Here is a 23,557-nt window from a genome sequence, read left to right on the forward strand (position 1 = left end):
GGGAACACCCTCGTGCCGGGGTGTTCCCGTTTTCTTTAACCGCGTGTCATTGCCTTCAAATTCGTGATGAGGCTGTCCAGGCGCCGGTAGCTCGTCACGATATCTTTAATGCGGGCATCGTGATTCTCAAGCCCCGCCATAATCTCTTCGAAGGAAGCCATGTTCTGCTCCGTGCTTCCGGCGATGGCGACAATTTCGTGAGAAATTTTGCGGTACTCCTCCTGCAGCAGCGCAACGGATTCTTCCACGTGATCGGACTGGTTTTTGACGAGTCCGGTATTGTCGGCTACCCGCCGGATGATGCTCTCGACCTGTTCGTTGGCGGCGCGTCCCGCCGTAATCGCCTGCTTCCCGAGATTCACCTGTTTGGTCACCTCGATGCTCGTGTGGCGGATGCCCTGGAGAATGTCGTTGATCTCTTCCGTGGAGCGGCGGGAGTTCTCGGCGAGCTTGCGGACTTCGTCGGATACGACGGCAAAGCCTTTGCCGTGCTCTCCGGCCCGGGCGGCCTCGATTGCCGCGTTGAGCGCAAGCAGGTTGATCTGAGACGTGATGTCGTTGATTAGCCCGACCATGCTGCCGATGCGTACGCCTTGTTCATTCAGATCATTCATCAAATGGACGGTCCGGTGAATGATGCTGTAGACGGTTTCGATTTCCGCGCTGAGGGCATGAACCTGTTCGCTCCCCTGATTCGTCAGGCCGATATTCTCCGTAGACAGCCGCTGGAGCGTACCGGAGCCGTCGGCTACGCTGGAGACGACCCGCTCGACTTCCTGAACGGAACCGCTGATATCCACCACGATTTGAGTCTGATGCTCCACGCTGGTAGAGACTTCGCCGAACGTGGCCGTGACCTCTTGCGAAATTTTCCCGGCGGTAGCCACATTCGTTTTGAGCGTGTCGTTGAATTCGTTTAACACCTGCACGGTAGAGCCGACCTGTTCCAGCAGCGAGTCTGTCTGAGTCTTCGCTTCCAGGGTCTCCGCCTGTTGTTCCATTACTTCTGTTTGCAGTTTCTCCGAGAATCGTGCGGAAGCGGCGGAAGCCGCGGTAATCATGGCGACATAGAGCAGCAGGTTGGCGAGGGATTCTTTGGGGAACATGGCTTCGTAAAAACGCGGTTGGATGAATAAAAAGGCCGTTAAAGCCCCTCCAAGTATGCCGGAGAATACGATAGGTCGATAATTGGAGTACAAGGTCATTAGCGCAATGTTGACAAAAATAAGGTAATACGTGCTCGTCAGCGGTTCGGCGTAAAGCAGCAGGGTGGTCAAAACGGTTACGTTCACCGGAACAATATACATAACGAGCTGAGGCGCTATGTGTTTAACCGACATCAGGGTGCTGATTCCGCAAATCACTATACCGACAACGGCAAGCACGAGAACAACCTCTAAGCCGGCCGTCATAAGATCGATTACGATACCCAGGGCGAGCATGATCCACAGAATGCGGTTGAGCAGTTTGTTCCTTTTAAAAAGCAGATGTTTCGATTCCATGATTTCCCTCATTTCTTAATATTTGTTTACTTTCACCTAATCGGTTGTTTACCGTAAAAAGTTTATAGATTTCACTAATAAATGTTAGTTTATTTTTGTGATTTTTTTTCGGAAGGCGCTTGAAGAATCCGCGTGCAGTGCGGCAAAAAACGGGTTATAATAGGGGGAAGCTTAGCCGGAAGGAGCTGGCAGATGGACAGGCGCTCGTTTCTCAAATGGCTGACCGCATTTTTTGCCATTCTGCTAGGGGCCGGTGCGGGAACCGTATTAAGCGGATTAAGGCGGAAATCCGGTCTTTCGGACCGTGAGGCTGCCGTGGTCCAGGCGGAAGAAGCCGAAGAGCTCCCGGCCGGAGAGGATCTTCAGCTTCCGGATGATCCGCAGGCGGGGAAGGCGCTCGCCACTTTCGCGATCATGAGCGATATCCACGCTTCGCCCGACGATCCGCTGACTCTGGAGCATTTTAAATCCGCTTTGAGCGATATGACGGCCATGAAGCAGCCGGTGGATGTTCTCCTTCTGACCGGCGATTGTACGGACTACGGGAGAGAGCGGGATTACAAGGAGCTGGGCCGCCTTATGAAGGCCTACAAGCTTCCGCCCGTGCACGCCAATATGGGGAATCACGAATATTACGATCTTTGGCTGGACAAAGCCGGCGAGTTTAACCGGGAGGGCATGCCCAACGGCAAGACCGACGCGATGGCCAGGGAAAGATTTTTAAAATTTTTCGGGTACAAACAGCCGTATAACCGGATGGATCTGGAGGGCTGCACCATTCTGCTGCTTTCGCAGGAAGGCTATATGCAGGAGAAGCCCGAGGCGGGTGAAGGCGCCTGGTACACGGACGCGCAGATGGAGTGGTTCAAAGCCCAGCTGGCGGGACTGGATAGAACGGCGCGGATCTTCATTATGATCCACCAGCCTCTGCCGATGCAGGGACGCAGCGGAGGAAGCCACCAGATTGTCCGCGGCAAGGAAATCCGGGAGCTGATCGCCCCGTACAAGAACGTTTTCGTTTTCTGCGGGCATCGGCATCAGGATTTCCAGAACGGATCGGCCCACTATTTGCAGGAGCCGTTTCATTATTTTCACAACTCATCGGTCGGCCGGACATTGAACAAGGCTCTGCCGGATGCCCGAAAATCGAAGACGCAAGGTCTTTACGTCCAGGTCTTCGAGAATAAGGTCGTGGTCCGCGGCCGCGATTACGCCCAGCGTAGATGGCTGAAGGAAGCGCACTGGACGGTCGCATTAAACAAGAAGAGCGTGTGACGCCGCAGGCACCGGAAGCGGGCAGCGGCATAAGATGAACTATAGAGAAAGCAGGAAGGATCCAACCATGAGTACACCTTTACAGAAAGAGCTTCAAACCGAGGCGGCCAAGCGCCGCACGTTCGCCATTATCTCCCACCCCGATGCGGGTAAAACTACACTGACGGAAAAGCTGCTGCTCTTCGGAGGCGCGATCCGTCTCGCCGGAACGGTTAAAGGCCGCAAGGTCGGCAAATATGCGACTTCCGACTGGATGGAGATCGAGAAACAGCGGGGGATCTCCGTTACGTCGTCCGTTATGCAGTTCGATTATCTCGGACACAAGATCAACATTCTGGATACCCCGGGTCACCAGGATTTCAGTGAAGATACGTACCGTACCTTAACCGCCGCAGACAGCGCGGTGATGCTGATCGACGTTGCGAAGGGCGTCGAGGCTCAGACGATCAAGCTGTTCCAGGTATGCCGCATGAGAGGCATTCCGATTTTTACGTTTATCAACAAACTCGACCGTGAAGGTCGTGATCCGTTCGAGCTGCTGGAAGAATTGGAGCAGGTTCTCGGGATCCGTTCGTATCCCATGAACTGGCCGATCGGCATGGGCAAGCGGTTCTGCGGCGTATACGACCGCCAGCGGACCCAGCTGGAGCTTTTCCAGGGCGACGACCATAAGCAGGTTGCCGTACGCAAGGTGGAAGGCTATGAGGACCCGGTTATCAAGGAAATCGCGGGGGACCACCTGTATGAGCAGCTTGGACAAGAGCTGGAGCTTCTGGACGTGGCCGGCGACCCGTTCGATTACGAGAAAGTGATGAAAGGCGAGCTGACGCCTGTATTTTTCGGCAGTGCCGTCAACAACTTCGGCGTCCAGACGTTCCTGGAAAACTTCCTGGAACTGGCGCCGGCTCCGGAGCCGCGTAAAAACACGCAGGGCGAAATGATAGAGCCGACCAAAGAGAACTTCTCGGGGTATGTGTTCAAGATCCAGGCCAACATGAATCCGGCCCACCGGGACCGTATCGCGTTCCTGCGGATCGTGTCGGGCAAATTCCAGAGAGGCATGTCTGTGAAGCATGTGCGTGCCGGGAAGGAAATTAAGCTTTCCCAGCCGCAGCAGTTTCTTGCACAGGACCGCGACATTGTGGAGGAGGCGTATCCGGGAGATATCATCGGGTTGTTCGACCCGGGTATTTTCAGAATCGGGGACTCTCTCAGCCAGAAGGAAGAAATCGTGTTCGATGAGCTGCCTACGTTCTCGCCGGAAATTTTCAGCAAAGTAACCGTCAAGAACGCTTTGAAGCACAAGCAGTATCAGAAGGGAATCGACCAGCTTACGGAGGAAGGAACTATCCAGGTGTTCCGGACTACCGGAGCGTTTGACGATACGATTCTCGGGGTAGTCGGCCAGCTTCAGTTCGAAGTGTTCGAGCACCGGATGAAGGCCGAGTACGGGGTAGATATCCAGCTTCAGCGTCTGGGCTTCCAGTTCGCGAGATGGATTGTCGACGAGAAGATCGACCCGTCCCGCTTCCGCATCAACTCGCAGCTTGTCACGGACAAGAAAGGCAACTATGTTGCCCTGTTCGAGAGCGAATACGCCCTGCGGTCCGCCATGGAGAAAAATCCGAACGCGCAGTTCCTGACAAACGCGCCTTAAGTAAACAAGGAGGACCCGGGATTATTTTCCGGTCCTCCGTTATAAATGAAAGCCGTTCCGCCGATTTGGGCGGGCGGCTTTTTTGAATGTTCCGGTGCTAGTCCGGGTCTTGGCTGTCCCGCTCGGTTTGTTGTTTGCGGGCCCGTTTCTCGGCCGCAAAGGCGATGATGATGCCAATTGCAAGACCTGCGGCCAGGAAGAGAGGCCCGTACCACTCCGAGAGGACGAACGGATCGGCGGGCTTTCTTTCCTCCCAAGGACCGGGGGCCGCCCGTTCGGCCGGCTGCATCCCGGTCGTAACGGAATCGGGGGACGGGGAAGTATTTTCAGGCGGGGGCGAAGAAGGTTCGGCCGAGGAAGATTCCTGGTACTTCGCGCCGAGTTTGTCCAGCAGGGCCGTAATCTCATCGGGGGTATAAAACCGGGAGTAAGGTTCCCCGCCGGAAAGCTGGATCAATCCTTGATAGACCCCGCTAACGATAAAGGGGTTTCCGGCTTTGAGAAGAAGCAGGTACCGCTCGCCCGGAAACATTTTGCCTTCATCGGCGAATTGAAGCACCTTAATCTCGATAGGGGTTCTGACATCGATATCGCCCTTAAGAATTTGATCGGGCCGGAGCGTGTAAGAGCTGTCGGTACCGGATTTCTGTTCCCGAAGTACGGTCCCCGTTACAATGACCTCGGATTCCTCCTCCAGCTCTCTAAGCGGAATCAGCGCATAATCCAGCGCACTCGCTTGAGGGGGAGTTAGCAGCAGGCCGATCCAGCCCGCCAAGACCAACAGGACGACGGTCGTTAAACGGTACTTTCTTCTCATGGGATTCACCTCGTCGCTTTTTCCTATAAACGGCAATTCGGCCCGCAAGGTTGCATTTTCCCGGCGGGAGGCGTTTGTCCGTGACGGTCCTTGCCCCGGTCTCATAAGCTAATCGCAGGTTTAGATAATCTGATTCAAGCATGTCTGCGGGATGGATAGGAGGAGGCACCGGGATGAGAAGATATATCGTGAGCAAGTGGGTAAAGACGGAGGCTGTCCTGCACAGCACGGCTGTGCGTCCTCATATACCGGCGACACGGATCCTGTCGGAAGAATCGCTGCGGGATATGCTGAACGAATATCGCATGGTGTACGTAAAACCCGACTGCGGGACGTTCGGCAGAGGCGTAATGCGGGTGGACTACAACGAACAAGATGCCAAGCCTTACCGGTATCAGCACCGGAAGACGACCCTAAGCTTTGAAACTTGCAAGGACCTGTATCAATCGCTGAAGACGGCAACGGGAGGACGCAAATATTTGGTTCAAAAGGGCATCCGCATGCTGAAGCATGACAAGAACGTGTTCGATTTGCGGGTGATGGTGCAGACCAATCCGACCGGGCAATGGGAAACAAGCGGAATAATCGGCAGGGTTTCCCAAACCGGCAAGGTGGTTACGAACTACCACAGCGGAGGCAAGCTTCGTTCCGTTGAGACCTTACTCGGCCCTTATTTAGGCGCCGATGAGTTGAAACGCTTCAAAGCCAAGCTTAAAAGGCTCGCTCTCGGCACCGCTCATGCTCTCCGTTTGAAGTATCCGGGTATCCGGGAAATCGGGCTGGATGTCGCTGTCGATCAGGAGTTTAAGCCGTGGGTGTTGGAAGTGAATACGAAGCCGGACCCGTATATTTTTAAAGTCCTGAAGGATAAGCGGGTCTACGCGAAGGTACTGCGGTACTACAAGTACAACAAACGCAAATAAAAAAAACGGCCGGGCGGGTCAGCCGGGCCGTTTTGGTTGGAGGGGCATCGGAAGAAACGATAAGCAGGAGAGAAGCCGTGCAGCCGTATACCATTTGAAGGCAGGCGTATGAGATGCAAAGAGTGTAAGGATAGGGCTGAAATCGGAAGAGCTGCATTGCAAACCGCAAACCGCAAACCGCAAACCGCAAACCGCAAACCGCAAACCGCAAACCGCAAACCGCAAACCGCAAACCGCAAACCGCAAACCGCAAACCGCAAACCGCAAACCGTTCAGCCGAAATGCAGGGATGCACAAGCAGCGGACAAGAATAAGCCAAGCGCCGAAAGCCGCCGCTCTTAGACTTATCCTTGTCCCGGCAGCTCTCCCTTATGAGCCGCTTCTCCCGGCTTGACTGGAAAACGCAGGAGGAATGTGGTGCCTTGGCCGGGCACGCTTGTCACGCCTATTTCGGCGTCGTGCGCCTCCATGAGCCGCTTCACGATCGAAAGCCCGAGGCCGGTTTCGCTCCGGTCTTTGGAGCGGGAAGGATCGGCCTTGTAGAAACGATCCCAGATCTGCTCCATCTCCTCGGCGGTCATCCCCCGCCCTGTGTCCGAGATACTCAGCTCGGTGGCGGTCTCCGTCTGTCTCGCCGTCATACGGATGGTGCCGTGAGACGTGAACTGGATGCTGTTTTTAATCAGATTAATCAAAATTTGCGTTAAACGGTCATAATCGCCGTAAATCAGCGTGTCCGGGGGGCAGTCGATTTCCAGATCAAGGTCTTTGTCCCCGATCAGGAACTCGAAGGACTCTTTCAGCACTTCAAGCAAATCATTCAACGGATAATACTCGCGGCGCAGTGTGATGAGACCGTTTTGTATTTTTTCCATATCCAGCAGTTCATTGATGAGACGGATAAGCCGGAGCGTTTCCTGTTCGATGATGCCGTAGTATTTGACCTGCTCTTCGTGTCCGGTGATATACTCGCTTTTCAGACCTTCGACAATCCCCCGGATCGAGGTGAGCGGCGTTCTCAGTTCGTGCGTCACATCGGTAATAAACCGTCTCCGCTTGATTTCGATACGCTCCAGCTTGTGGGAAGTGAACTCCAGCTGTTCCGCCATCCGGTTGAAATCCCGGGAGAGATCCCCCAGTTCGTCCGTCCTCGCGAGATCGCAGCGCGTATCGTACCGCCCGTCGGCGATGCGCCGGGTGGCCTGCCGGATCGATAGGACGGCCCGGCTCATATTGCGCGAAACGATAAGCGCGACGATCATGGCGAGCACGAAAACCACGATACCGGCGAGCACGACCATTTCATACACGCGGGAGAGCGTCTGCGTCATTCCTTTGACCGGAGACATGACAAACAAATAATTTTTGCCGTCGGAGTGCTTTAACTTAAGCTCGTACGGATACACCAGATAGGGGTCCGGTCCGCTTTCTTCCACGATCAGGGCTTTGCCGCTCTGAAGCTTGGGGATCTGGGCAAGCAGGCTGTCCATGAACGTTTTGGACCGGAACGTCGGAGGAGTGGTGCGCTGGTCTTTGAAATATAGCTGCCCTTTCGCATTCATGGCGATAAAGGAAATGCCGCGCTCCCTCAGAACCGTGCGGTAGGCGCTCAGCGTCAATTCGGGCACGACTTCCTCCCGGAGGATCAGCCGCGAAATCGTGTCACCGGCGCTCTCGAGCTCTTCCGTTTTCTCGTCGTAAATATGGATCTTGAACAAATAGACGAAAATAAAACTGACGAGCACGAGCACAAGCAGAGACAGGAAAAGCAGCGAGACAAACTGTCTCTGGAAGAACGTGAAGCGGTGCCGGGTCGGAATCAGCCTGAATTTCATCTTATTCCTCCAGTTTGTAGCCGACTCCCCAGACCGTGGCGATCAACGGCCTCTCGGCGCTGCCGATTTTGGTGCGGAGTCTCTTGATGTGGACATCGACCGTGCGTTCATCCCCGTAAAAGTCGTACCCCCACACAGCTTCGAGAAGCTGCTCCCGGGTAAACACGCGTTTGGGATAGCGGACGAGTAGGGAGATCAGATCGAACTCCCGGGGCGTCAGGTTCGTGAATTTATCCGGGCCGACGTAGACCTCACGCGTGCTCGTATCGACTTTGATATCTTTGTGGACGAGCCGCTCTCCGTTGTCTTCGACAAGATCCTCCGCGAACGCGGACTCCGCGGCTCCGTTGTCGGCCATACTGCCGGGCCCGCTGTGATAGCGGCGCATAATCGCTTTGATGCGTGCGAGAAGCTCCAGCGGACTGAACGGCTTCGTGATATAATCGTCCGCGCCGGATTCCAGTCCGAGTACGCGGTCGCCTTCTTCTCCGCGGGCCGTCAGCAGAATAACGGGAGTGTCCTGTGTCGTGCGGATCATCCGGCACAGCTCGATCCCGCTGCGGTTCGGAAGCATCCAGTCCAGGATAATCAGGTTCCAGGAGGCTTCACGGATCAGGAATTCGGCTTCGGAGCCCGTATGCACGAACGTAACGGTCCCTTCGCGTTCCAGAAAAGGGCGGAGCATTTCGCACACCGACCGGTCGTCTTCCACGACGAGCAGTTTCATTTTCGCTCAACTCCTTATATGACAAGCGGTTGTTTTGGCGGGCTTTGGCCGCAACCGTGATTGTTGTTCGATGCTGCGTGCGCAGCTTGTTTTAGGGCGCTTTCATAATCTTAGCATAGTCGGTCGGATAGGCGAGCGCAAGTAGGCCCGGAACAGACGGAAAGCACCTGCCGCCGATTGACAGAAAGCCTCTGAACATGAGAAAATGAACGCGTGTTCATTTATTTTATCCGAAAAATTTCTTACAATAAACGATAATGATCTTATCGAATCGAACGATTACGATCCAACTAATATATTTCCATTGAAATATCCACAGAAACCGGGCGGTAAGGAACGCCAGCTAAGGGGTAGCGGCATGGTAACGAGAAAAGATGTGGCAAAGATGGCGGGTGTATCCGAAGCGACGGTTTCCCGCGTTTTTAACAATGTAGGGCCTATGAAGGAAAGCACGAAGCAGAAAGTACTGGCGGCCGCCAAGGAGCTGAACTATCATCCCAATGCGGTGGCCCGCAGCTTCGCTCTGGGGAAAAGCGGCCATATCGGTCTGATTCTGCCGTATGTGCCGAAGGTGCATCTGTTTTCGACGTATTATTTTTCGGAAATATTGAGCGGAATCGGCGAAGGGGTCCGCAGGCACGGCTGCGATATGCTGGTCATGTTCCGTTCTCCCCACGAATCCGTGGATTACACGGAGCCTTACCGTTCCCGCAAAGTGGACGGGTGTATTTTTCTGGGGGCCCTGGACGTGCCCGCACAGCGGGAAGGGTTCCGGGAACTCGATCGTCAGGGAATGCCGTTCGTGCTGATCAATCAGCACTATGAAGGGGAGACCTACAGCGTTGTGGACGCCGACCATGAGCAGGGCTGCTACGAGGCGGTCAAGCACTTGCTGGAAAGCGGGTACCGGCGGATCGCGTTCCTGAACGGGTCGCCGCAGTATTCGAACAGCGCGGACCGTTTGCGGGGCTATTACCGGGCCTTGAACGAAGCGGGACTGGAGCCGGAGCCCGAGCTGATTCTGGAAGGCAACTACAGCCGGACAAGCGGCTATGCGGCGGCGGCACGAATTGTCGAACTCGGCGGCCGTGTCGATGCGGTATTCTCATCGAACGACCGGATGGCGGTCGGCCTCATGCAGGGCTTGAAAGAACGGGGCATCGCCCCCGGAGAAGATCTTGCCATCGTCGGATATGACGATTCCGAAGCCGCCAAGCTCAGCGATCCGCCGCTGACCTCCGTCTATGTCCCGTTCTTCGAAATGGGACTTCTCGCGGCGGATGCGCTGCTGAAGCGGATTAACGCTTCCCCGGAAACCGAAGAGCTGCCTCCTTCGTTCCATGAACGGCTTTCCACGAAGCTCGTCGTTCGAGCTTCCTCCAACCCGCGGCCGGGGAACTGAGAGATCCTGCAGAAGAAGCAGCCTGCTTTATGCGGGATTCGGTTCGGTTCCGGTTCATCTGCTCTAAATTCCGGTATGCTATAATAGAGAAAAAAGACCCGTTCTCAGGTTGGTCTGCTTGAGCGGAAACAACGGAGGCTGCCGGGACAATCTTCTGCCCGCACGGCAGGTTTCACGGAGGATAAAGGGGTATACAGGGGAGCGGATATCGTTTGGAGAAGGGACAGCTGGTCGTTGTGACCGATTTTGACGGCACTTTGATGGAGCAGGATGTAGGGGCGACCCTGATGAAGGAACTTGGCGTGGAGGAACGTCCGGATGTCCGGGAGAAGCTGGAGCGTTTTTTGAACAAGGAAATCGGTTCAAGGGAATGGATCCACACGTCCTACGGCCTGTTGGGAGACCGGCAGGAGGAAGTGAACGCCATCGCCGACCGCATGAATTTGAGGGACGGAGCCGAGGAATTTCTGGCGTATTGTAAAACCAAAAGCATTCCCGTGACCATTCTCAGTGACGGAATGAAATATTATATCGACCGCATCATGGCCGCCAATCACGTCACCGTTGACACCGTTATTTCCAACCCGATTCAATACGGGGAGGACGGCGCGTACACGCTGGGGACGCAAAACACGAACCCGGCCTGTTCCTGGTGCGGCTGCTGCAAATCCGGGGTTGTACGCAAGCTGAAAGAAGAAGGCTGCCGGGTCATTTATATAGGCGACGGCAGCAGCGATATTTACGGCTCGGCCTATGCCGACTGGGTTTTTGCCCGCAGCAGTCTGGCCCGCTATTTGACGCGGGAGGAAATCTCTTTTTTTCCGTTTGCCACGTTTCATGATATTTTGAAGACGGTTCAGGAGCGGGAAAAGCATTTTCTGACCGGCAACCCGGAGCGCAGGGAACCGGCTGGGCACAGCTTTTGTAAATTCTGATCAAGGCTATAAAAAAAGTTAATAAGGCGGCAGCCGGCTGGCGAACAGCGGCTGCCGCCTTTCGGTTGACGACCGCCCGGGCGGGAACAGATCGGCGATGATTAGCCGGGTTTTAAGTCAAATGATCGTGCAATGCCGAAACAAGCTCGGACTGCTTCTCGGAATCGATATTTTTCCAAATCACTTCGAATAAAACACCGAGTCCCGGAAGTGCCTGCTCTTGGCCGTCAATGGAATCGTCGATGATTTCTTTCAGCTCGTCATTGGACTTTCCTTCGACCCGTTGAACAATCGCTTGCCGCAAACTGAGGATCATGCCTTATACGCCTCGCTTCCGTGTGGTTTCGTCTTTAATATGCTCGAAAACGAAGGCAATCATGCTATAATAAACTTCAGAATCAGGTATCCTAAAGCGTAAGGATGGAATGCCATGAAAAAACAGTTTGCGGTCATCGGAATGGGCCGTTTCGGATCGTCGGTAGCCAAAAACTTGACGGGACTCGGTTTCGAGGTTCTGGCACTGGATCACAGCGAAGAGCGAATCCAGGAAATATCCACGGTTGTGACGCATTCCGTACAAGTGGATTGCACCGACGAAGAGGCCTTGAGGGCGCTCGGCATACGCAATTTCGACGTTGTCGTCGTGGCAATCGGTGAAAATATACAGGCCAGCATTTTGGCTACGCTTCTCCTGAAAGACATCGGGATTCCGACTATAGTCGTTAAAGCGGCTAACGATCTTCACGGCAAGGTGCTGCGCAAGATAGGCGCGGACAAAATCATTTATCCCGAGCGGGATATGGGGCAAAGGGTTGCCCATCATCTCATATCGCCCAATATTCTGGATTATATCGAATTGTCGAGCGAACACAGCATTCTGGAAATGAAGGCCAACGACCGGATGGTCGGTAAAAATTTGCGCGATCTCGACCTTCGCGCGAAATTTCAGTGTAATGTGATCGCCGTCAAGCGGCAGGAGCAGCTGATTATTCCTCCGCCCGTCGAAACGCCTATCCAGCCCGGGGAAATTCTGATCGTGCTGGGCAACAACAAAGATTTAAAACGTTTTGAAGTCGAATATTCGGAGTAATCAACCATGGCACAAGCATACAATCAGCCGGACATCACGTCCGTGCAAAACAATAGAGTAAAAGAGTGGGCCGGGCTGCTGGACCGCAAAGGCCGTCAGAAAGCGGGCGCGTTCCTCATCGAGGGGATTCATCTCGTCGAGGAGGCCGTCCGCGCCGGCGCTCCTGTCCGCACTCTCGTTTACGAGGCGGACAAGGGCCTGCCCGGCTCGCTGGCGGACCATGCCGAGGCGGCCGGGATAGAGACCGTTTCGGTGACGCGCCCGATTATGGAGCGCTGCACCGACACGGAAACACCGCAGGGAATCTTCGCGGTGGTGGACAAGCCGGCGGAGCCGGCCGAGACGCTGCTGGCCGATACCGGCAGCGATCTCGTGGTCGTGGTCGACGGGGTCCAAGACCCGGGGAACCTGGGCACGATTATCCGCAGCGCCGACGCGGTCGGTGCCTCTGCGGTCGTGCTTGGACGGGGGACCGTCGACCTGTACAACCCCAAAGCGATCCGCTCGACGATGGGATCGCTGTTTCATCTGCCGATCGTGGAGGCGGATCTGCAGGAGCTTCTGCCGGCCGCGCGTGAAGCGGGCCGGCAGATCGTCGTCACGAGCCTTCAGGCGGATTCGAGCTGCTATGCGCTCGATATGACCCGCCCTACCTGGCTCGTGGTGGGCAACGAAGGCCGCGGCGTGTCCGCGGCGGCCGGGGAGCTTGCCACGCATCGGGTGATTATCCCGATGCAGGGGCAGGCGGAGTCGCTCAACGTGGCGATGGCGACGACGGTGCTGCTTTTCGAGGCGTCGCGGCAGCGGCTTGCCGGTCAGAAATAGATTCTTTGGGATATGAGTAACGTTCATAATGAACATTCATTTGTTCGTTAAATGAGATATAAGATAGGTATAAAACTAATGAAAAAGCCGGTAACAGCAAAAAAATTTGCTGTTACCGGCTTTTTCATTATAGATATATGTTTCCTGGGAAAAGAAGAATGACCTAATATCTCCGAGGTTTTTGTTTTCAGACTGAGGTGCATTCCGTTGAGTATCCCAAGGAAAAATTAGAATTATGTAACAGACACAGCAGATCGTATGCATTGCCTCTTTAATATACCGAGGTGTTGTTAGAAAGCAGGCATAAATAAAGTTTATTACAATGTTTTATGTCAGATAATTAGTTAATAAATTTTTTCTATGTCGTTAAATTGTCTATAATTACCAAGTAAAATCATCCCTTATAACCTTAAAATGTTTCTTAGTTTAACCATCTTTTAAGAAAAAGCATGAAATTATTTCTTTTAATGGATCATAAGAACTACTTTTTTAGTTCTTTGGTATCATGTACAAACAAAAATGGAAAATGTAGTATTATTTATGAAGATATTGAACAAATAAGTTAATTTTTAAAAAAAGAAAAATATAAGTAGGTGGCATGATGGATGGATACTTTAGAACACAGAAGGTTTCTCAAATCCTCTACTCTGCAAGAATATAAGATCGGAGGTTATATTCCAGATCAAATCCAATTACTAAACGGAAAAACAAAAGAATCGCTCCAATGGTTGAAGCAGACTGAGTTCGGAGGTGTTATATTCGTTTTCAGTAAACACTGCACTGCATGCAATATGGACATTGCTCTTGAGACATTCAATAAACATCAAGAAATTGCTTATGCTATGTTTTGCGAAGGCTATTCTGAAGAGGAATTTTCCGAATTGGGTGATAAACATGAGGGTTTGAAATTATACGCTCATGAGATGAGTTGCTTGGAGGCAGAACTAAATATCCAGGTTGTTCCGTATATGCTTGTAGTCAATAAGATCGGGCAAATAATTGGCGGCGGAATTGTTAACAGTTATGAACACGTTTTCAATTTAATTAAACCATTACTACGTGTAATAGAGGAAAGAAATGGATGAAGAAATTAACAAATGCAATCAGGCTTTCATTCTCTTCCTTTAAAACTGTATATTTATTCAACAAAGTTACGGTTATTTTCATATTGTTTGTCTTAGTTTTAAATTCACTTTCAACCTATTTTAGTATTTACCTTTCTAAAATAATTGTCGATACTTTGTTTTCATCAAATACTAAATTGTTTTATATCTCGTTATTTTCTCTCTTATTAACCCAAATCGTAACGAACTATCTGGATTCAGTTTCTTCAATCAAAAACACTAAAATGAATCGCGATTTCAATAATAAAATTGATTTAGAACTGATTGAACAAATTGAACGTTTGAGTCTGTCGGTAAAAGAAAATCCCAAATTTAATGCTGATTTATCCTATTTAAGATATATGAAAAGTAAGACTTATGAGTTATATTTTCAATTTATACAATTGTGCATAAAAATACTTACGTTACTCATGGGTCTGAAGCTCTTATTCAATGTTGATTTAGTATTTTGCGTGTCAGCACTTGCTTTTGGGATTATAAAAGGTCTTTTCAATATAAGACAATTAAGGCGTAGAGTCGAACTGGACGAGGAGATTCAACGTAAAACCGTTAAACACAGTTATTTGTTTGAATTGATGATAGGCATAAAGAATCAAAAGGAATTAACCATCTATAGAGCTTTTCAACACTTCAAACGAAAATGGAAAAATGAAAAGGAACATTTTGACCAGTTATGTTTGCAATCTGAGAAAATGAACAGCAAAATTCATAGGCAGCAAGAAGCTATTGCTCATATGTTTGATGCCATGATCATACTCATATTTGCCATTTTAATGAAAAGTGCGCCTCTTACTATGGGGGAATATGTCTTAGTTACTATGGCTGTTGGATTAACGATATCCAATTTTTCTATCGTCATAGAGCAGATAACGCTAATTTCCCAAAATTATTTGCATAAAGAAAAGTTCGACAAGTCAACTTATTCTGACATTATGACTACGGAAGACAACAGTAAGTTCGAATTTAAATTCGAAACTTCTATTCGATTGATAGATGTGAAATTCTCCTACCCGAATACTCAACAATTGGCTCTTAAAGGAATCAATTTATCCATTAATAAAGGCGAGACGGTTGTTATACTCGGGGAAAACGGATCCGGCAAATCGACACTCGTTAAGGTTTTGTTGGGATTGTATCCGCTCCAGGAAGATGGAGTATTAGTAGATGGTATTCCTATCAATGATATAAAAAAAGAGAGCATCTATAACAAAGTTAGTGTGGTATTTCAAGACTTTATTCAGTACCACACCAACGTTCGTGACAATGTTGCCATAGGAAATATGGAAGAATATCAGAATGATGAGTTCATGTACAGTGTCTTGCAGCATGTCGGTCTTCATTTTGAAAACGGTTTAGAAACCAAAGTAGGGTTTATTGACGAAGGTTCTGTAAATTTATCCGGAGGGCAATGGCAAAGATTGGCTCTATCTCGCTTCTATTTCAAACAAAACCCGGAGTTAGCTATCTTTGATGAAGTTACTTCGGCTCTAGATCCTTTAACTGAAATAAAAGTATTCAATGATATCATAAACCATTGTAAAAATATTACGACCTTAATCATTTCTCATCGTGTCGGTTTAGCTAGAAAGGCAGACAAAATCGTTGTTATGGAACAAGGACAAATTATCGAAGCCGGCAATCATAATGAGTTAATTGAATTTAAAGGCAACTACTATCAAATGTGGATATCGCAAAAAGAATGGTATGAAGAAGAAAAAGAGCTCTTGGCTGTAAGTGAATAATAAACATAAGGAGCATTTAACATGAGCAAAATGGATTGGAATTCTTTACTTCATGAAAACTTGACTGCCTATAACAAAGAAAACATAAAAATTTGTGACTTTAAAGAGCCGGTTATTTTGTTCTTTACCTCCTTATCTTGCGTTCACTGTATCGATCTCTTACCAAACCTTAATGAAATTAGCGACCTAGATACACAGGCGAAGATCATTTTATTCTCAGACGGGGAAATTGAAGAGATTGCAGATATGCGACAATACTTTAATTGGGAATTCACGGTTATCCCCTATGATGATGCCGAAAAACAAAATCTATTCACGGATTTGAAATTCCCCTTTATGGCAAAGTTTGATGAACATAAAAATTTAATAACTCAAGGAACCATCTATAATACGGATGATTATAAAGCTGCTATGAACCATATGGAGGCTATGAATTTTATTGAAAGGAGGTGAAAAATAATGGCTTGCGTTTGCCCTTCTGGAATGACTGAAGTATCTGTTTCTGACGTCATTCAAGCGTACTGCAAACAAGGCGGTTGTCAGTCCGGCAGCACAACGTATCTTCAACAGCGTTGGGTTACGAAAAACCTTACTTGCAAAGAAAAGAGCGGTACTGTAAAGACTGTTCCTTGCGAAGTACTGTCCGGCTGCTGCTAAGGTTTAAATTTTCCAAAGAATAGGGGAATAATATTCCCCTATTCCTATTTCGTTTTAGGGAGGTTTGTTTTGTTTGCACACACAAGTCATCATTTGTAATGAAATGCACTTTGACGGGGAAAGAAAAACTCGCATGCTGGGAGAAGTCATTAATCAAATGACGATTCAAGCGTTACCGGCGGTAATAAACCTCTCTCTTCTTATTAAGATTATTGATATGCCTAAAGGCGAAGAGGTAAGTACCGAAATAAAAATCATAGATCCGTCGAACGAGGTGATCGGGACAACCAGTTATGTTCACCGAAATTATAGAAAACCCGACGAAGTGCCCGGTGTTGATCAACATATTGATTATACCTTATTGATTGAGACCATTGGTACAATCCTTTTTAAGATATACATAAACGGTGACCTGATAAATTGGTATCCGGTTCAGATTTATTTGGATTAGATGAGAAAAAGTATGTGAGGTTCAATTTATGGATTATTTATTGAGAGTAGTTTTGGCGCAATTTTTTCTGCTGGCTTTTATAATGAAGGTAAGAAGTCTCCATAATTTTCGTCTAGAAATTTCTTCCTATAATGTCATTCCCTCTTATTTGATTGCCATAGCAAGCTATTTAATTATCTTTGTTGAGATTGGAATTATAATTTCATTTGTTTTTGATCTTTTTAGTTTTTGGAAACAGATAGTGTGCTTGTTTATGCTTGTTATTTTTAATTTGCTTACCTGGAAGAAAAACAAAGAAACTAAAAAGAGTGCTTGCTCCTGTTTCGGGAATCTTTCTTTTCTAAATAGATATCCGATAAGGAGGAATATTGTGCTCCTTATAATCACTTTTGCCACCTTATTTTTTCCGGAAAGTAAGACAAGTTTCTTTTTTAATTTTCATGTCATCTTGTTTCTGATTTGGCTTTCTTTATTGATTATTTTAGTTTCGGAAAAAAGAGAGGTACAAAAAACAAATGCTGCCTAATTTTTTAGGGTACATGAATGTAGCGATGTTTATGCTCATTATCTTTTTTTTTGCAAAGCACAAATTTAAAGAATATAAGCAATTAAGCTCCATATTTAATCAAATCGGTCAAATAAGTGGAAAAACAGATGGTGAACTTATTTGGTTAGACCATAGGTCCAATAACTATTCTGAAATCGATTCAATATTATCAGATAGAGAAGAATTTAACGTACCACAAACCATCTTTTTTTTAGGCCCAAAATGGCTTTATGAAATAAAGAAAAAAACTTGGAAAAAGCATATCACTGTGCATGAGTCATCGTTAACATATATGCAGCCAAGAGAAGGATTCTCAGCAGTAATTATTCAAAAGAAATTTAAGTATGAAATCATATACGAAGTTGCCGAATATCTGAACGAGCGGCGAAACAATGAATAGAGTTATTTATTGATGGTGGAAAAAAATGACCCCCGGTTTTACGAGAGTCGAAATTTCTGGCTGCTTTTGGTTTCCCGGCGAATATCCTTCGCCTTCTTGATAATTAAAAATCAACAAATATTTTTGTTTGACGCTCTCTTCTTCCCTCTGGTTCCTCGCCTTGTAATCGCCTCCGGCTTCTTTTGAATGATGTATTCGTACCTTAACTCATTAAATCTTCACGATGATTACTTCCTGCGCGAAAAACCTTCCTCTTCCAGATACTCGACCGCTTCCTCGTAGGTTTCAAAAACGGAATCCAGGTTCAGTCCCGCATGAATAAACCACATGTCATCTTCCGGTTTGACGGTGAGCACATGGCCGTCGGCATCCGCCCAGGTTTGTTCGCCTTCGTCTTGGGCGGAAATAGCGGGTATGTTACCCGATTCCGTAACGGACGTTTCCGCGCCGGCGGTTAACGACCGGATCGCGGCGCCGGCGAGATTTCGAAGCTGCTCTTCCGTGTAATCCCGGATGTTGACGAGACCTTTGTCGTCCGTTTCTGCGTCCTTAATCTGCCCGGCGTAAATGTACCCGTTTCCGTTCGGATGAAAATGGTAGCCGACCGTTTTTTTATCATAAGCGCTATCCTCGTAATGAAAATTGACACGTCCGAGAGACACGTTTTTCCGCTGGAGTTCAGGGAAAGATTCCATAATGGCGATTTTTTGTTCAAAAGTGAGCATAGCTGCCTCCGTTATAGCTTCCATGATTTAATTGCTGATTGTATCATATCCTGTTGGAACGGGACACACAACCGGGAAGAGCCTTCTTTTTTAAAACGAGCCTGCATAGGGTAATAGTAATGCCGCAGGACAGGGAGGAACACGGATGATCCGGCAAAGATGGAAGAGCAGGCCGACCCGCAAACAAGGCTGGAAAAAAAGGCTGTTCATCGTGCTGCTCATTTTTATGCTTGTCTCGCTGCAGTCGTTTATTATGATCGAGCGGAATTTGAAGCCACCGCTGATGAATTTGGCGAAAGTGCGGGTCAAGCAGATTGCCACCGAATCCATCAATGAAGCGATTTCCGATAGGATTTCCAGAGGAACGGACTTCGAGAAGCTGATCGACTGGAAAACGGACAGCAGCGGAAAAGTATCCGGGTTTATGCTTAATTATTCCGAGCATATGCGGATTACCGCCGAAACCCGCGGGGCCGTTCAAAGTCAGTTGAACCGGCTGACGGCGATTCCCGAGCATATCCCTCTCGGGCAGGCGATGGGAAGCGCCATTCTCGCTTCTTTCGGTCCGAATATCCCGATCCGGATTACGCCGGCAGGGGCCGTCAAGGTGGACCTCAGCACCCGTCACGAAAACGCGGGCATCAACATGATTCTCGTCGAAGTTTATATCCGGATCGTCGCCGAGGTCTCTGTCATCATACCGTTCGATTCCGAACCTGAAATCGTCGAAACCGAAATTCCGATTTCCTATTCGCTTGTTGTCGGCGACGTGCCTATGTATTATTTCGACAACAAGGGGAATCCCGTCGGGTCGAGCAAGGATGCGGTGCCCCCGAGCATTTCTCTGCCCAATCTCAAAGGACAGCCGGCAGCAGGGAGCGGCGGAAAGCAGCAGCCCGGTGCTCATACGGAAGGCGTAACCAAGCCCGAGGGAGCGGAGGAGAAAAAGGCGGAGTGATCCGGGCGGGCAGCCGTTTGAAGAGGCTTGCCCGAAGCTGCCTAAGCCCGCCTTTTTTCGCCTTATTACGGGCAGCAGTGGTTGATCGCTGTTATGCGGCGACAAACACTGTGTACCGGGAGCTTCGCACGGTGTGAATAGCTGTGCGGCAAGCTTCTGCCGGGCTCGGTCCGTCTTTGCCGGCAGGGGACGCCGGGAACAGAACAGGCCCTCTCTTCAGAGAAGGCCTGTTTGTTTTGACTCACAGGGGTCGGCGGGAGAGGGAGAGGGTGGTCATTTCCCCGCCGCTCTTTTTTTAAATTCCTCGCGCTCCCATTTCTTCAGCGACGGGTAGGGGTCGAAAGGCCAGTCCGCCAGGCCCCTGTCCCTGTACATGCCGAAATGAAGGTGAGGGGGAAATTTACCGGAGGTACCGGGCTTCCCGTACCCCGAGCTGCCGACCCAGCCGACGACTTGTCCGGGCGCTACGACGTCGCCTTCCTTGATTTTTTTATCGAATCCGGAAAGATGCGCGTAATAATGATAAATATTATCGAGATCGCGTATGCCGATCCGCCAGCCCCCGTAAGGGTTCCAGCCTTTTACTTCTATGATGCCGTAGCTGGTGCTGCGCACCGGAACTCCGTAGCCGGCGAACAGGTCCGTTCCCTCGTGGATGCGGAAACCGCCCCATCCCCGGCTGGCTCCCCACGTGCTGCGATAGGAGTATTCCGCTTTAATCGGAAGAGGAAAGGCGTGCTCGTGAAGACTGAGCGTGCCAAATTTTTCGTAGATATCCGCAAATTGTTCAATGCGTTCGACGCTGCGCGTATTGGAATAATGCTCCCACAAGGAAATTCGGATATCTTCGGGATCGTTTCCATGGCGCAGCATCAGCCTGGCCATCGCGGCCAGACGGTCGAGGTCGTTGCCGCGGTCGGCAAGACCGTCGCCCGACCCGTCCACCCCGACGCCGCCGAAAAAGGAGATGCTCCCCGGGTCGGTGTCTTCATGGTCGGGGTTAAGCATGCCGACCCAGGTCAACTCCGGAAAGTCGATGTCGATGAGCCTTTCGGGGACGTTTTTTTTGCGGCTTTTGTTCATCGTATATTCATAGCGGTTCACAGCTGCGAGCAGGGGCCACGGTATCCCTGTAATTTCACTTACCTTCTGCAGAAGCTCTTTGCGCTCGGCATCCGGCGGCTGCTGCGGTTTGGCGGCCGGAGGAGGCACCTTGACCGGCTCGGCTGCCGTCGCCGTGAGGGGGCCTGCCGCGAGGCACGCCGTTAATAAGCCCGCAAGCAGCCTTTTGGACGGCAGTATTCCTTTCATGCAATCACCTCTTCTTGGTGCTGATGACATTAGGATGTACAGGCTTGGTGGATTTATCCCGCAGAGGCCCAATTAAATGCACGGCCGGAAGTGAAGAAAAGCGGCGTGGATTGTTTGTACATTCGTGCTATAATAAAAAAAGCCCGGCTTCCGTCAGGTTTCTTGCCTTGAATGGATTGGCGAGTATTCGGATCGGGAACGTTACAAGAAAAAACGCAAGGCCTTACAACCCTTGCGAACAAAAGGTGGAGCAAGCAATGGCAACTAAACCGTTACAGCGTAAGCCGGAATGGCTGAAAATAAAACTGAACACCGACGATAACTTTAAAGATTTGAAGAACATGATGCGCTCCAAAACGCTCCACACGGTATGTGAAGAAGCGAAATGCCCCAACATTCACGAATGCTGGGCGAACCGTACGGCCACTTTCATGATCCTCGGCGACATTTGTACCCGTGCCTGCCGTTTTTGCGCCGTTAAAACCGGTCTGCCGACCGAGCTCGATCTTCAAGAGCCGGAACGCGTAGCCGACGCCGCCGCTCAGATGGGACTCAAACACTGCGTCGTAACGTCCGTTGCGCGCGATGATCTGAAGGACGGCGGCGCGACGATTTTCGCCGAGACGATCCGCGCCGTGCGGAGTAAAGTGCCGTTCTGCAGCGTGGAAGTGCTGATTCCCGATTTTATGGGCGATGAAGCTTCCCTGCAGATCGTGATGGATGCGAAACCCGACATTCTGAACCACAACATCGAAACCGTCGAGCGCATGTCCGATCATGTCCGGGCCAAAGCCAAATACAGCCGCTCCCTGGAGCTGCTGGCGCGGGCGAAGAAGATGAACCCGGACATTCCGACGAAGTCCAGCATCATGATCGGGGTGGGCGAGGAGTGGGATGAAATCCTGCGGACCATGGACGATTTGCGCCGTCACGACTGCGACATTATGACGATCGGACAATACTTGCAGCCGACCAGAAAACATTTGGCCGTAGAAAAATATTATACGCCGGAGCAGTTCGCTCTGTTGAAGGAAGAAGGAATGAAGCGCGGATTCAAGCATGTGGAATCCGGCCCGCTCGTCCGCAGCTCGTACCATGCACATGAGCAGGTTCGATCGGCCTCACAGACGTCCGCTCCGTAACCGACGCCGGGATACAGGGGAGGAATTGGGACATGATTCATATCGGAGGCAGAGCGTACGAGCTGGTCACCGAACACCGGAACGGTTGGAATCAGGAAGTTTTCCGGGACCGTTACAGCGAAGTGCTCGAACGTTACGATTATATAGTGGGTGACTGGGGCTATAATCAGCTGCGCCTCAGAGGATTTTTCCGTGAGAATCACAGCAAAGCGGGCAAGGAATCTTCGATTGTCTATCTTCAGGATTATTTAAACGAATACTGCAACTTCGGATGCGCTTATTTTATTCTTGAAAAGCTTCCGGGCAAGCACACCCCGCCCGAACAGACGGAGGAAGAAGCTGCGGCGGAGGGAACTCCCAAGCCTTCCAGACATCAGGGCCAGGGACAGGGTGCTTCCAGAGCGGAGGCCAAGCAGGAGTCCCGCGAAGGCAAAAGCGATACCCGGGAGCCGCGTGCCGACCATAAGCAGGAGGCTAGAGAATCCCGGCAGGAGCAGAGAGGTTCTTCTAACCGCTCCCAGCGCCAGCAGGACGGCGGCCGTGCGGATGCCCAGGTTTCCCAGAAGCAGGGTAAACCGCGTCCGCCCAGACAGCCCCGCGGGGACCAGCAGCGCGGTGAGCGCTCGACCGACGGCAAGCCGCACAATCAGCGTCAGGGCGGCGGCCAGGGCCAGAACAACAACCAGAACAACAACCAGAACAACAACCAGAACAACAACCAGAACAACAACCAGAACAACAACCAGAACAACAACCAGAACAACAACCGTCCTAAGCCTTCCCAAGCGGCCGAAACTCCGGCTCCGCCAACCGGTCCGGAATCTTCCGAATAATTCAGATTGCCAAGTAAAAAGCAAAACCCTCTGTTCCTCCTTATTTATGCATAAGGACAAACAGAGGTTTTTTTATGTGTGTGCCTTTCCGGCAAAGGGAAAGTCCGGCAACGATCAGTTTGCTTTGTTCGCTTTTTGAGCCAGGCGGACCAGCATGTGAGCAAGCATATGACGCTCTTCGTCGCGGCCTACATTCCAGAGCTCTCTGAGCAGATTTTCCTCCGCATTGCGAGGTTCCTCGTGAGCAGCCAGGTAGCCTGCTACTTTCTCGGCCGTTTTGGCGAGCTGCTCTTCACCCAAACCGAGGCTTTCGCCCAGGTGGACGCGGCTTCCGAGGTAAGATTTGAACTCCTCGAAGTTTTTCAGAATCTGTTCTTTCTCACCCGTATCCATGCGATTCATGACATCATTCACTTTACCTGTATCCAAAGTTCCGTTTTTGTCGACCATATGATTTTGTTCTGTCATCGTTAACGCCTCCTTGTATAAGGTTAGTATAATGTTACAAGACATCCTTACCCTTAGGATTTTAGGTTGAATCGGTGCGGGCTTTTTTTTTCGGGCGATACCGTATTGACTTGCCGTTCGGCATTCCTCTGGTTAAGAACAGCGGTATCAATCATTGCCTCAGGTGCATACCCGGTTTTTGAGCTTACTCCGTGCTTTCTTACAAGCGCGG

General features: G+C 50.3%; 24 protein-coding genes. 16 read left to right on the forward strand and 8 right to left on the reverse strand.

Translation table 11 applies throughout. The annotated features are described in order from the left end of the window. Nucleotides 1-35 precede the first annotated feature (35 nt). Nucleotides 36-1,502 (reverse strand): methyl-accepting chemotaxis protein, encoded by a 1,467-nt coding sequence (locus ACI48J_RS04915; RefSeq protein ID WP_405081964.1) that lies wholly within the window; start codon nt 1,500-1,502, stop codon nt 36-38. A gap of 192 nt (nt 1,503-1,694) precedes the next feature. Here ACI48J_RS04915 and ACI48J_RS04920 point away from each other — a divergent pair, with 192 nt between their 5' ends. Together ACI48J_RS04920 and ACI48J_RS04925 are read left to right on the forward strand one after the other, a co-directional pair. Then, nucleotides 1,695-2,777: a metallophosphoesterase family protein gene (locus ACI48J_RS04920; protein ID WP_405081965.1), complete on the forward strand. Its 1,083-nt coding sequence runs from the start codon at nt 1,695-1,697 to the stop codon at nt 2,775-2,777. Nucleotides 2,778-2,844: 67 nt separating this feature from the next. Beyond that, nucleotides 2,845-4,434, forward strand: coding sequence for a peptide chain release factor 3 (locus ACI48J_RS04925; RefSeq protein ID WP_405081966.1), 1,590 nt, complete (start codon nt 2,845-2,847; stop codon nt 4,432-4,434). A 97-nt stretch (nt 4,435-4,531) separates the two neighbouring features. On the opposite strand, the gene ACI48J_RS04930 is transcribed toward ACI48J_RS04925, so the two are convergent. Beyond that, nucleotides 4,532-5,251, reverse strand: coding sequence for a hypothetical protein (locus tag ACI48J_RS04930; RefSeq protein WP_405081967.1), 720 nt, complete (start codon nt 5,249-5,251; stop codon nt 4,532-4,534). 173 nt (nt 5,252-5,424) lie between these two features. Here ACI48J_RS04930 and ACI48J_RS04935 point away from each other — a divergent pair, with 173 nt between their 5' ends. After that, nucleotides 5,425-6,174 (forward strand): YheC/YheD family protein, encoded by a 750-nt coding sequence (locus ACI48J_RS04935; RefSeq protein WP_405081968.1) that lies wholly within the window; start codon nt 5,425-5,427, stop codon nt 6,172-6,174. Nucleotides 6,175-6,518: 344 nt separating this feature from the next. Here the strand turns inward: ACI48J_RS04935 and ACI48J_RS04940 are convergent, their stop codons facing one another. Further along, nucleotides 6,519-8,009, reverse strand: a complete 1,491-nt coding sequence (locus tag ACI48J_RS04940; protein ID WP_326055626.1) for a HAMP domain-containing sensor histidine kinase — start codon at nt 8,007-8,009, stop codon at nt 6,519-6,521. A 1-nt stretch (nt 8,010) separates the two neighbouring features. Beyond that, entirely contained in the window at nt 8,011-8,736 is a 726-nt protein-coding gene (locus ACI48J_RS04945; RefSeq protein ID WP_326055627.1) for a response regulator transcription factor, read from the reverse strand. A 358-nt stretch (nt 8,737-9,094) separates the two neighbouring features. On the opposite strand from ACI48J_RS04945, the gene ACI48J_RS04950 reads away from it, so the two are divergent. Together ACI48J_RS04950 and ACI48J_RS04955 are read left to right on the forward strand one after the other, a co-directional pair. Beyond that, nucleotides 9,095-10,138, forward strand: coding sequence for a LacI family DNA-binding transcriptional regulator (locus ACI48J_RS04950; RefSeq protein ID WP_405081969.1), 1,044 nt, complete (start codon nt 9,095-9,097; stop codon nt 10,136-10,138). A 212-nt stretch (nt 10,139-10,350) separates the two neighbouring features. Then, a complete protein-coding gene (locus ACI48J_RS04955) occupies nt 10,351-11,073 on the forward strand; it encodes an MtnX-like HAD-IB family phosphatase (protein ID WP_405081970.1) in 723 nt (240 codons plus the stop codon). A gap of 112 nt (nt 11,074-11,185) precedes the next feature. Here the strand turns inward: ACI48J_RS04955 and sspI are convergent, their stop codons facing one another. After that, entirely contained in the window at nt 11,186-11,389 is a 204-nt protein-coding gene (gene sspI, locus ACI48J_RS04960; RefSeq protein WP_009673179.1) for a small acid-soluble spore protein SspI, read from the reverse strand. A gap of 114 nt (nt 11,390-11,503) precedes the next feature. On the opposite strand from sspI, the gene ACI48J_RS04965 reads away from it, so the two are divergent. The 8 genes from ACI48J_RS04965 (at nt 11,504) to ACI48J_RS05000 (ending at nt 17,909) form a co-directional block, all read left to right on the forward strand. Then, complete coding sequence (locus ACI48J_RS04965; RefSeq protein ID WP_326055630.1) at nt 11,504-12,163, forward strand: TrkA family potassium uptake protein; 660 nt, start codon at nt 11,504-11,506, stop codon at nt 12,161-12,163. A gap of 6 nt (nt 12,164-12,169) precedes the next feature. After that, nucleotides 12,170-12,988 (forward strand): TrmH family RNA methyltransferase, encoded by an 819-nt coding sequence (locus ACI48J_RS04970; protein WP_405081971.1) that lies wholly within the window; start codon nt 12,170-12,172, stop codon nt 12,986-12,988. Between the two features lie 605 nt (nt 12,989-13,593). Next, entirely contained in the window at nt 13,594-14,073 is a 480-nt protein-coding gene (locus ACI48J_RS04975; RefSeq protein WP_405081972.1) for a hypothetical protein, read from the forward strand. Beyond that, nucleotides 14,070-15,854 (forward strand): ATP-binding cassette domain-containing protein, encoded by a 1,785-nt coding sequence (locus ACI48J_RS04980; RefSeq protein ID WP_405081974.1) that lies wholly within the window; start codon nt 14,070-14,072, stop codon nt 15,852-15,854. Before ACI48J_RS04975 ends, ACI48J_RS04980 begins: the two co-directional genes overlap by 4 nt. A gap of 21 nt (nt 15,855-15,875) precedes the next feature. Next, on the forward strand, nt 15,876-16,307 hold the full coding sequence (locus tag ACI48J_RS04985; RefSeq protein ID WP_405081975.1) for a hypothetical protein: 432 nt from the start codon (nt 15,876-15,878) through the stop codon (nt 16,305-16,307). Between the two features lie 277 nt (nt 16,308-16,584). Continuing rightward, nucleotides 16,585-16,962 carry a hypothetical protein gene (locus tag ACI48J_RS04990; protein ID WP_405081976.1) on the forward strand — a complete coding sequence of 126 codons (378 nt, stop codon included), beginning with the start codon at nt 16,585-16,587 and terminating at the stop codon, nt 16,960-16,962. Between the two features lie 28 nt (nt 16,963-16,990). After that, nucleotides 16,991-17,488: a MauE/DoxX family redox-associated membrane protein gene (locus tag ACI48J_RS04995; protein ID WP_405081977.1), complete on the forward strand. Its 498-nt coding sequence runs from the start codon at nt 16,991-16,993 to the stop codon at nt 17,486-17,488. Beyond that, nucleotides 17,478-17,909 carry a hypothetical protein gene (locus ACI48J_RS05000; RefSeq protein ID WP_405081978.1) on the forward strand — a complete coding sequence of 144 codons (432 nt, stop codon included), beginning with the start codon at nt 17,478-17,480 and terminating at the stop codon, nt 17,907-17,909. Before ACI48J_RS04995 ends, ACI48J_RS05000 begins: the two co-directional genes overlap by 11 nt. Nucleotides 17,910-18,136: 227 nt before the next feature. On the opposite strand, the gene ACI48J_RS05005 is transcribed toward ACI48J_RS05000, so the two are convergent. Further along, nucleotides 18,137-18,634 carry a hypothetical protein gene (locus ACI48J_RS05005; RefSeq protein ID WP_405081979.1) on the reverse strand — a complete coding sequence of 166 codons (498 nt, stop codon included), beginning with the start codon at nt 18,632-18,634 and terminating at the stop codon, nt 18,137-18,139. A gap of 145 nt (nt 18,635-18,779) precedes the next feature. Here ACI48J_RS05005 and yunB point away from each other — a divergent pair, with 145 nt between their 5' ends. Beyond that, complete coding sequence (gene yunB, locus ACI48J_RS05010) at nt 18,780-19,592, forward strand: sporulation protein YunB (RefSeq protein WP_405081981.1); 813 nt, start codon at nt 18,780-18,782, stop codon at nt 19,590-19,592. Nucleotides 19,593-19,865: 273 nt separating this feature from the next. Here the strand turns inward: yunB and ACI48J_RS05015 are convergent, their stop codons facing one another. Beyond that, on the reverse strand, nt 19,866-20,903 hold the full coding sequence (locus tag ACI48J_RS05015; protein WP_326055636.1) for a M23 family metallopeptidase: 1,038 nt from the start codon (nt 20,901-20,903) through the stop codon (nt 19,866-19,868). Between the two features lie 257 nt (nt 20,904-21,160). Here ACI48J_RS05015 and lipA point away from each other — a divergent pair, with 257 nt between their 5' ends. Together lipA and ACI48J_RS05025 are read left to right on the forward strand one after the other, a co-directional pair. Then, complete coding sequence (gene lipA, locus ACI48J_RS05020) at nt 21,161-22,045, forward strand: lipoyl synthase (RefSeq protein ID WP_009673125.1); 885 nt, start codon at nt 21,161-21,163, stop codon at nt 22,043-22,045. A gap of 32 nt (nt 22,046-22,077) precedes the next feature. Next, nucleotides 22,078-22,878 carry a YutD-like domain-containing protein gene (locus tag ACI48J_RS05025; RefSeq protein WP_405081982.1) on the forward strand — a complete coding sequence of 267 codons (801 nt, stop codon included), beginning with the start codon at nt 22,078-22,080 and terminating at the stop codon, nt 22,876-22,878. A 114-nt stretch (nt 22,879-22,992) separates the two neighbouring features. On the opposite strand, the gene ACI48J_RS05030 is transcribed toward ACI48J_RS05025, so the two are convergent. After that, the gene (locus ACI48J_RS05030; RefSeq protein ID WP_326055639.1) at nt 22,993-23,346 is read right to left on the reverse strand and encodes a DUF3243 domain-containing protein; all 354 of its coding nucleotides are present in this window, start codon (nt 23,344-23,346) and stop codon (nt 22,993-22,995) included. Nucleotides 23,347-23,557: the final 211 nt, after the last annotated feature.

Source organism: Paenibacillus chitinolyticus (assembly GCF_045038035.1).
Taxonomy (GTDB): domain Bacteria; phylum Bacillota; class Bacilli; order Paenibacillales; family NBRC-103111; genus Paenibacillus_F; species Paenibacillus_F chitinolyticus_A.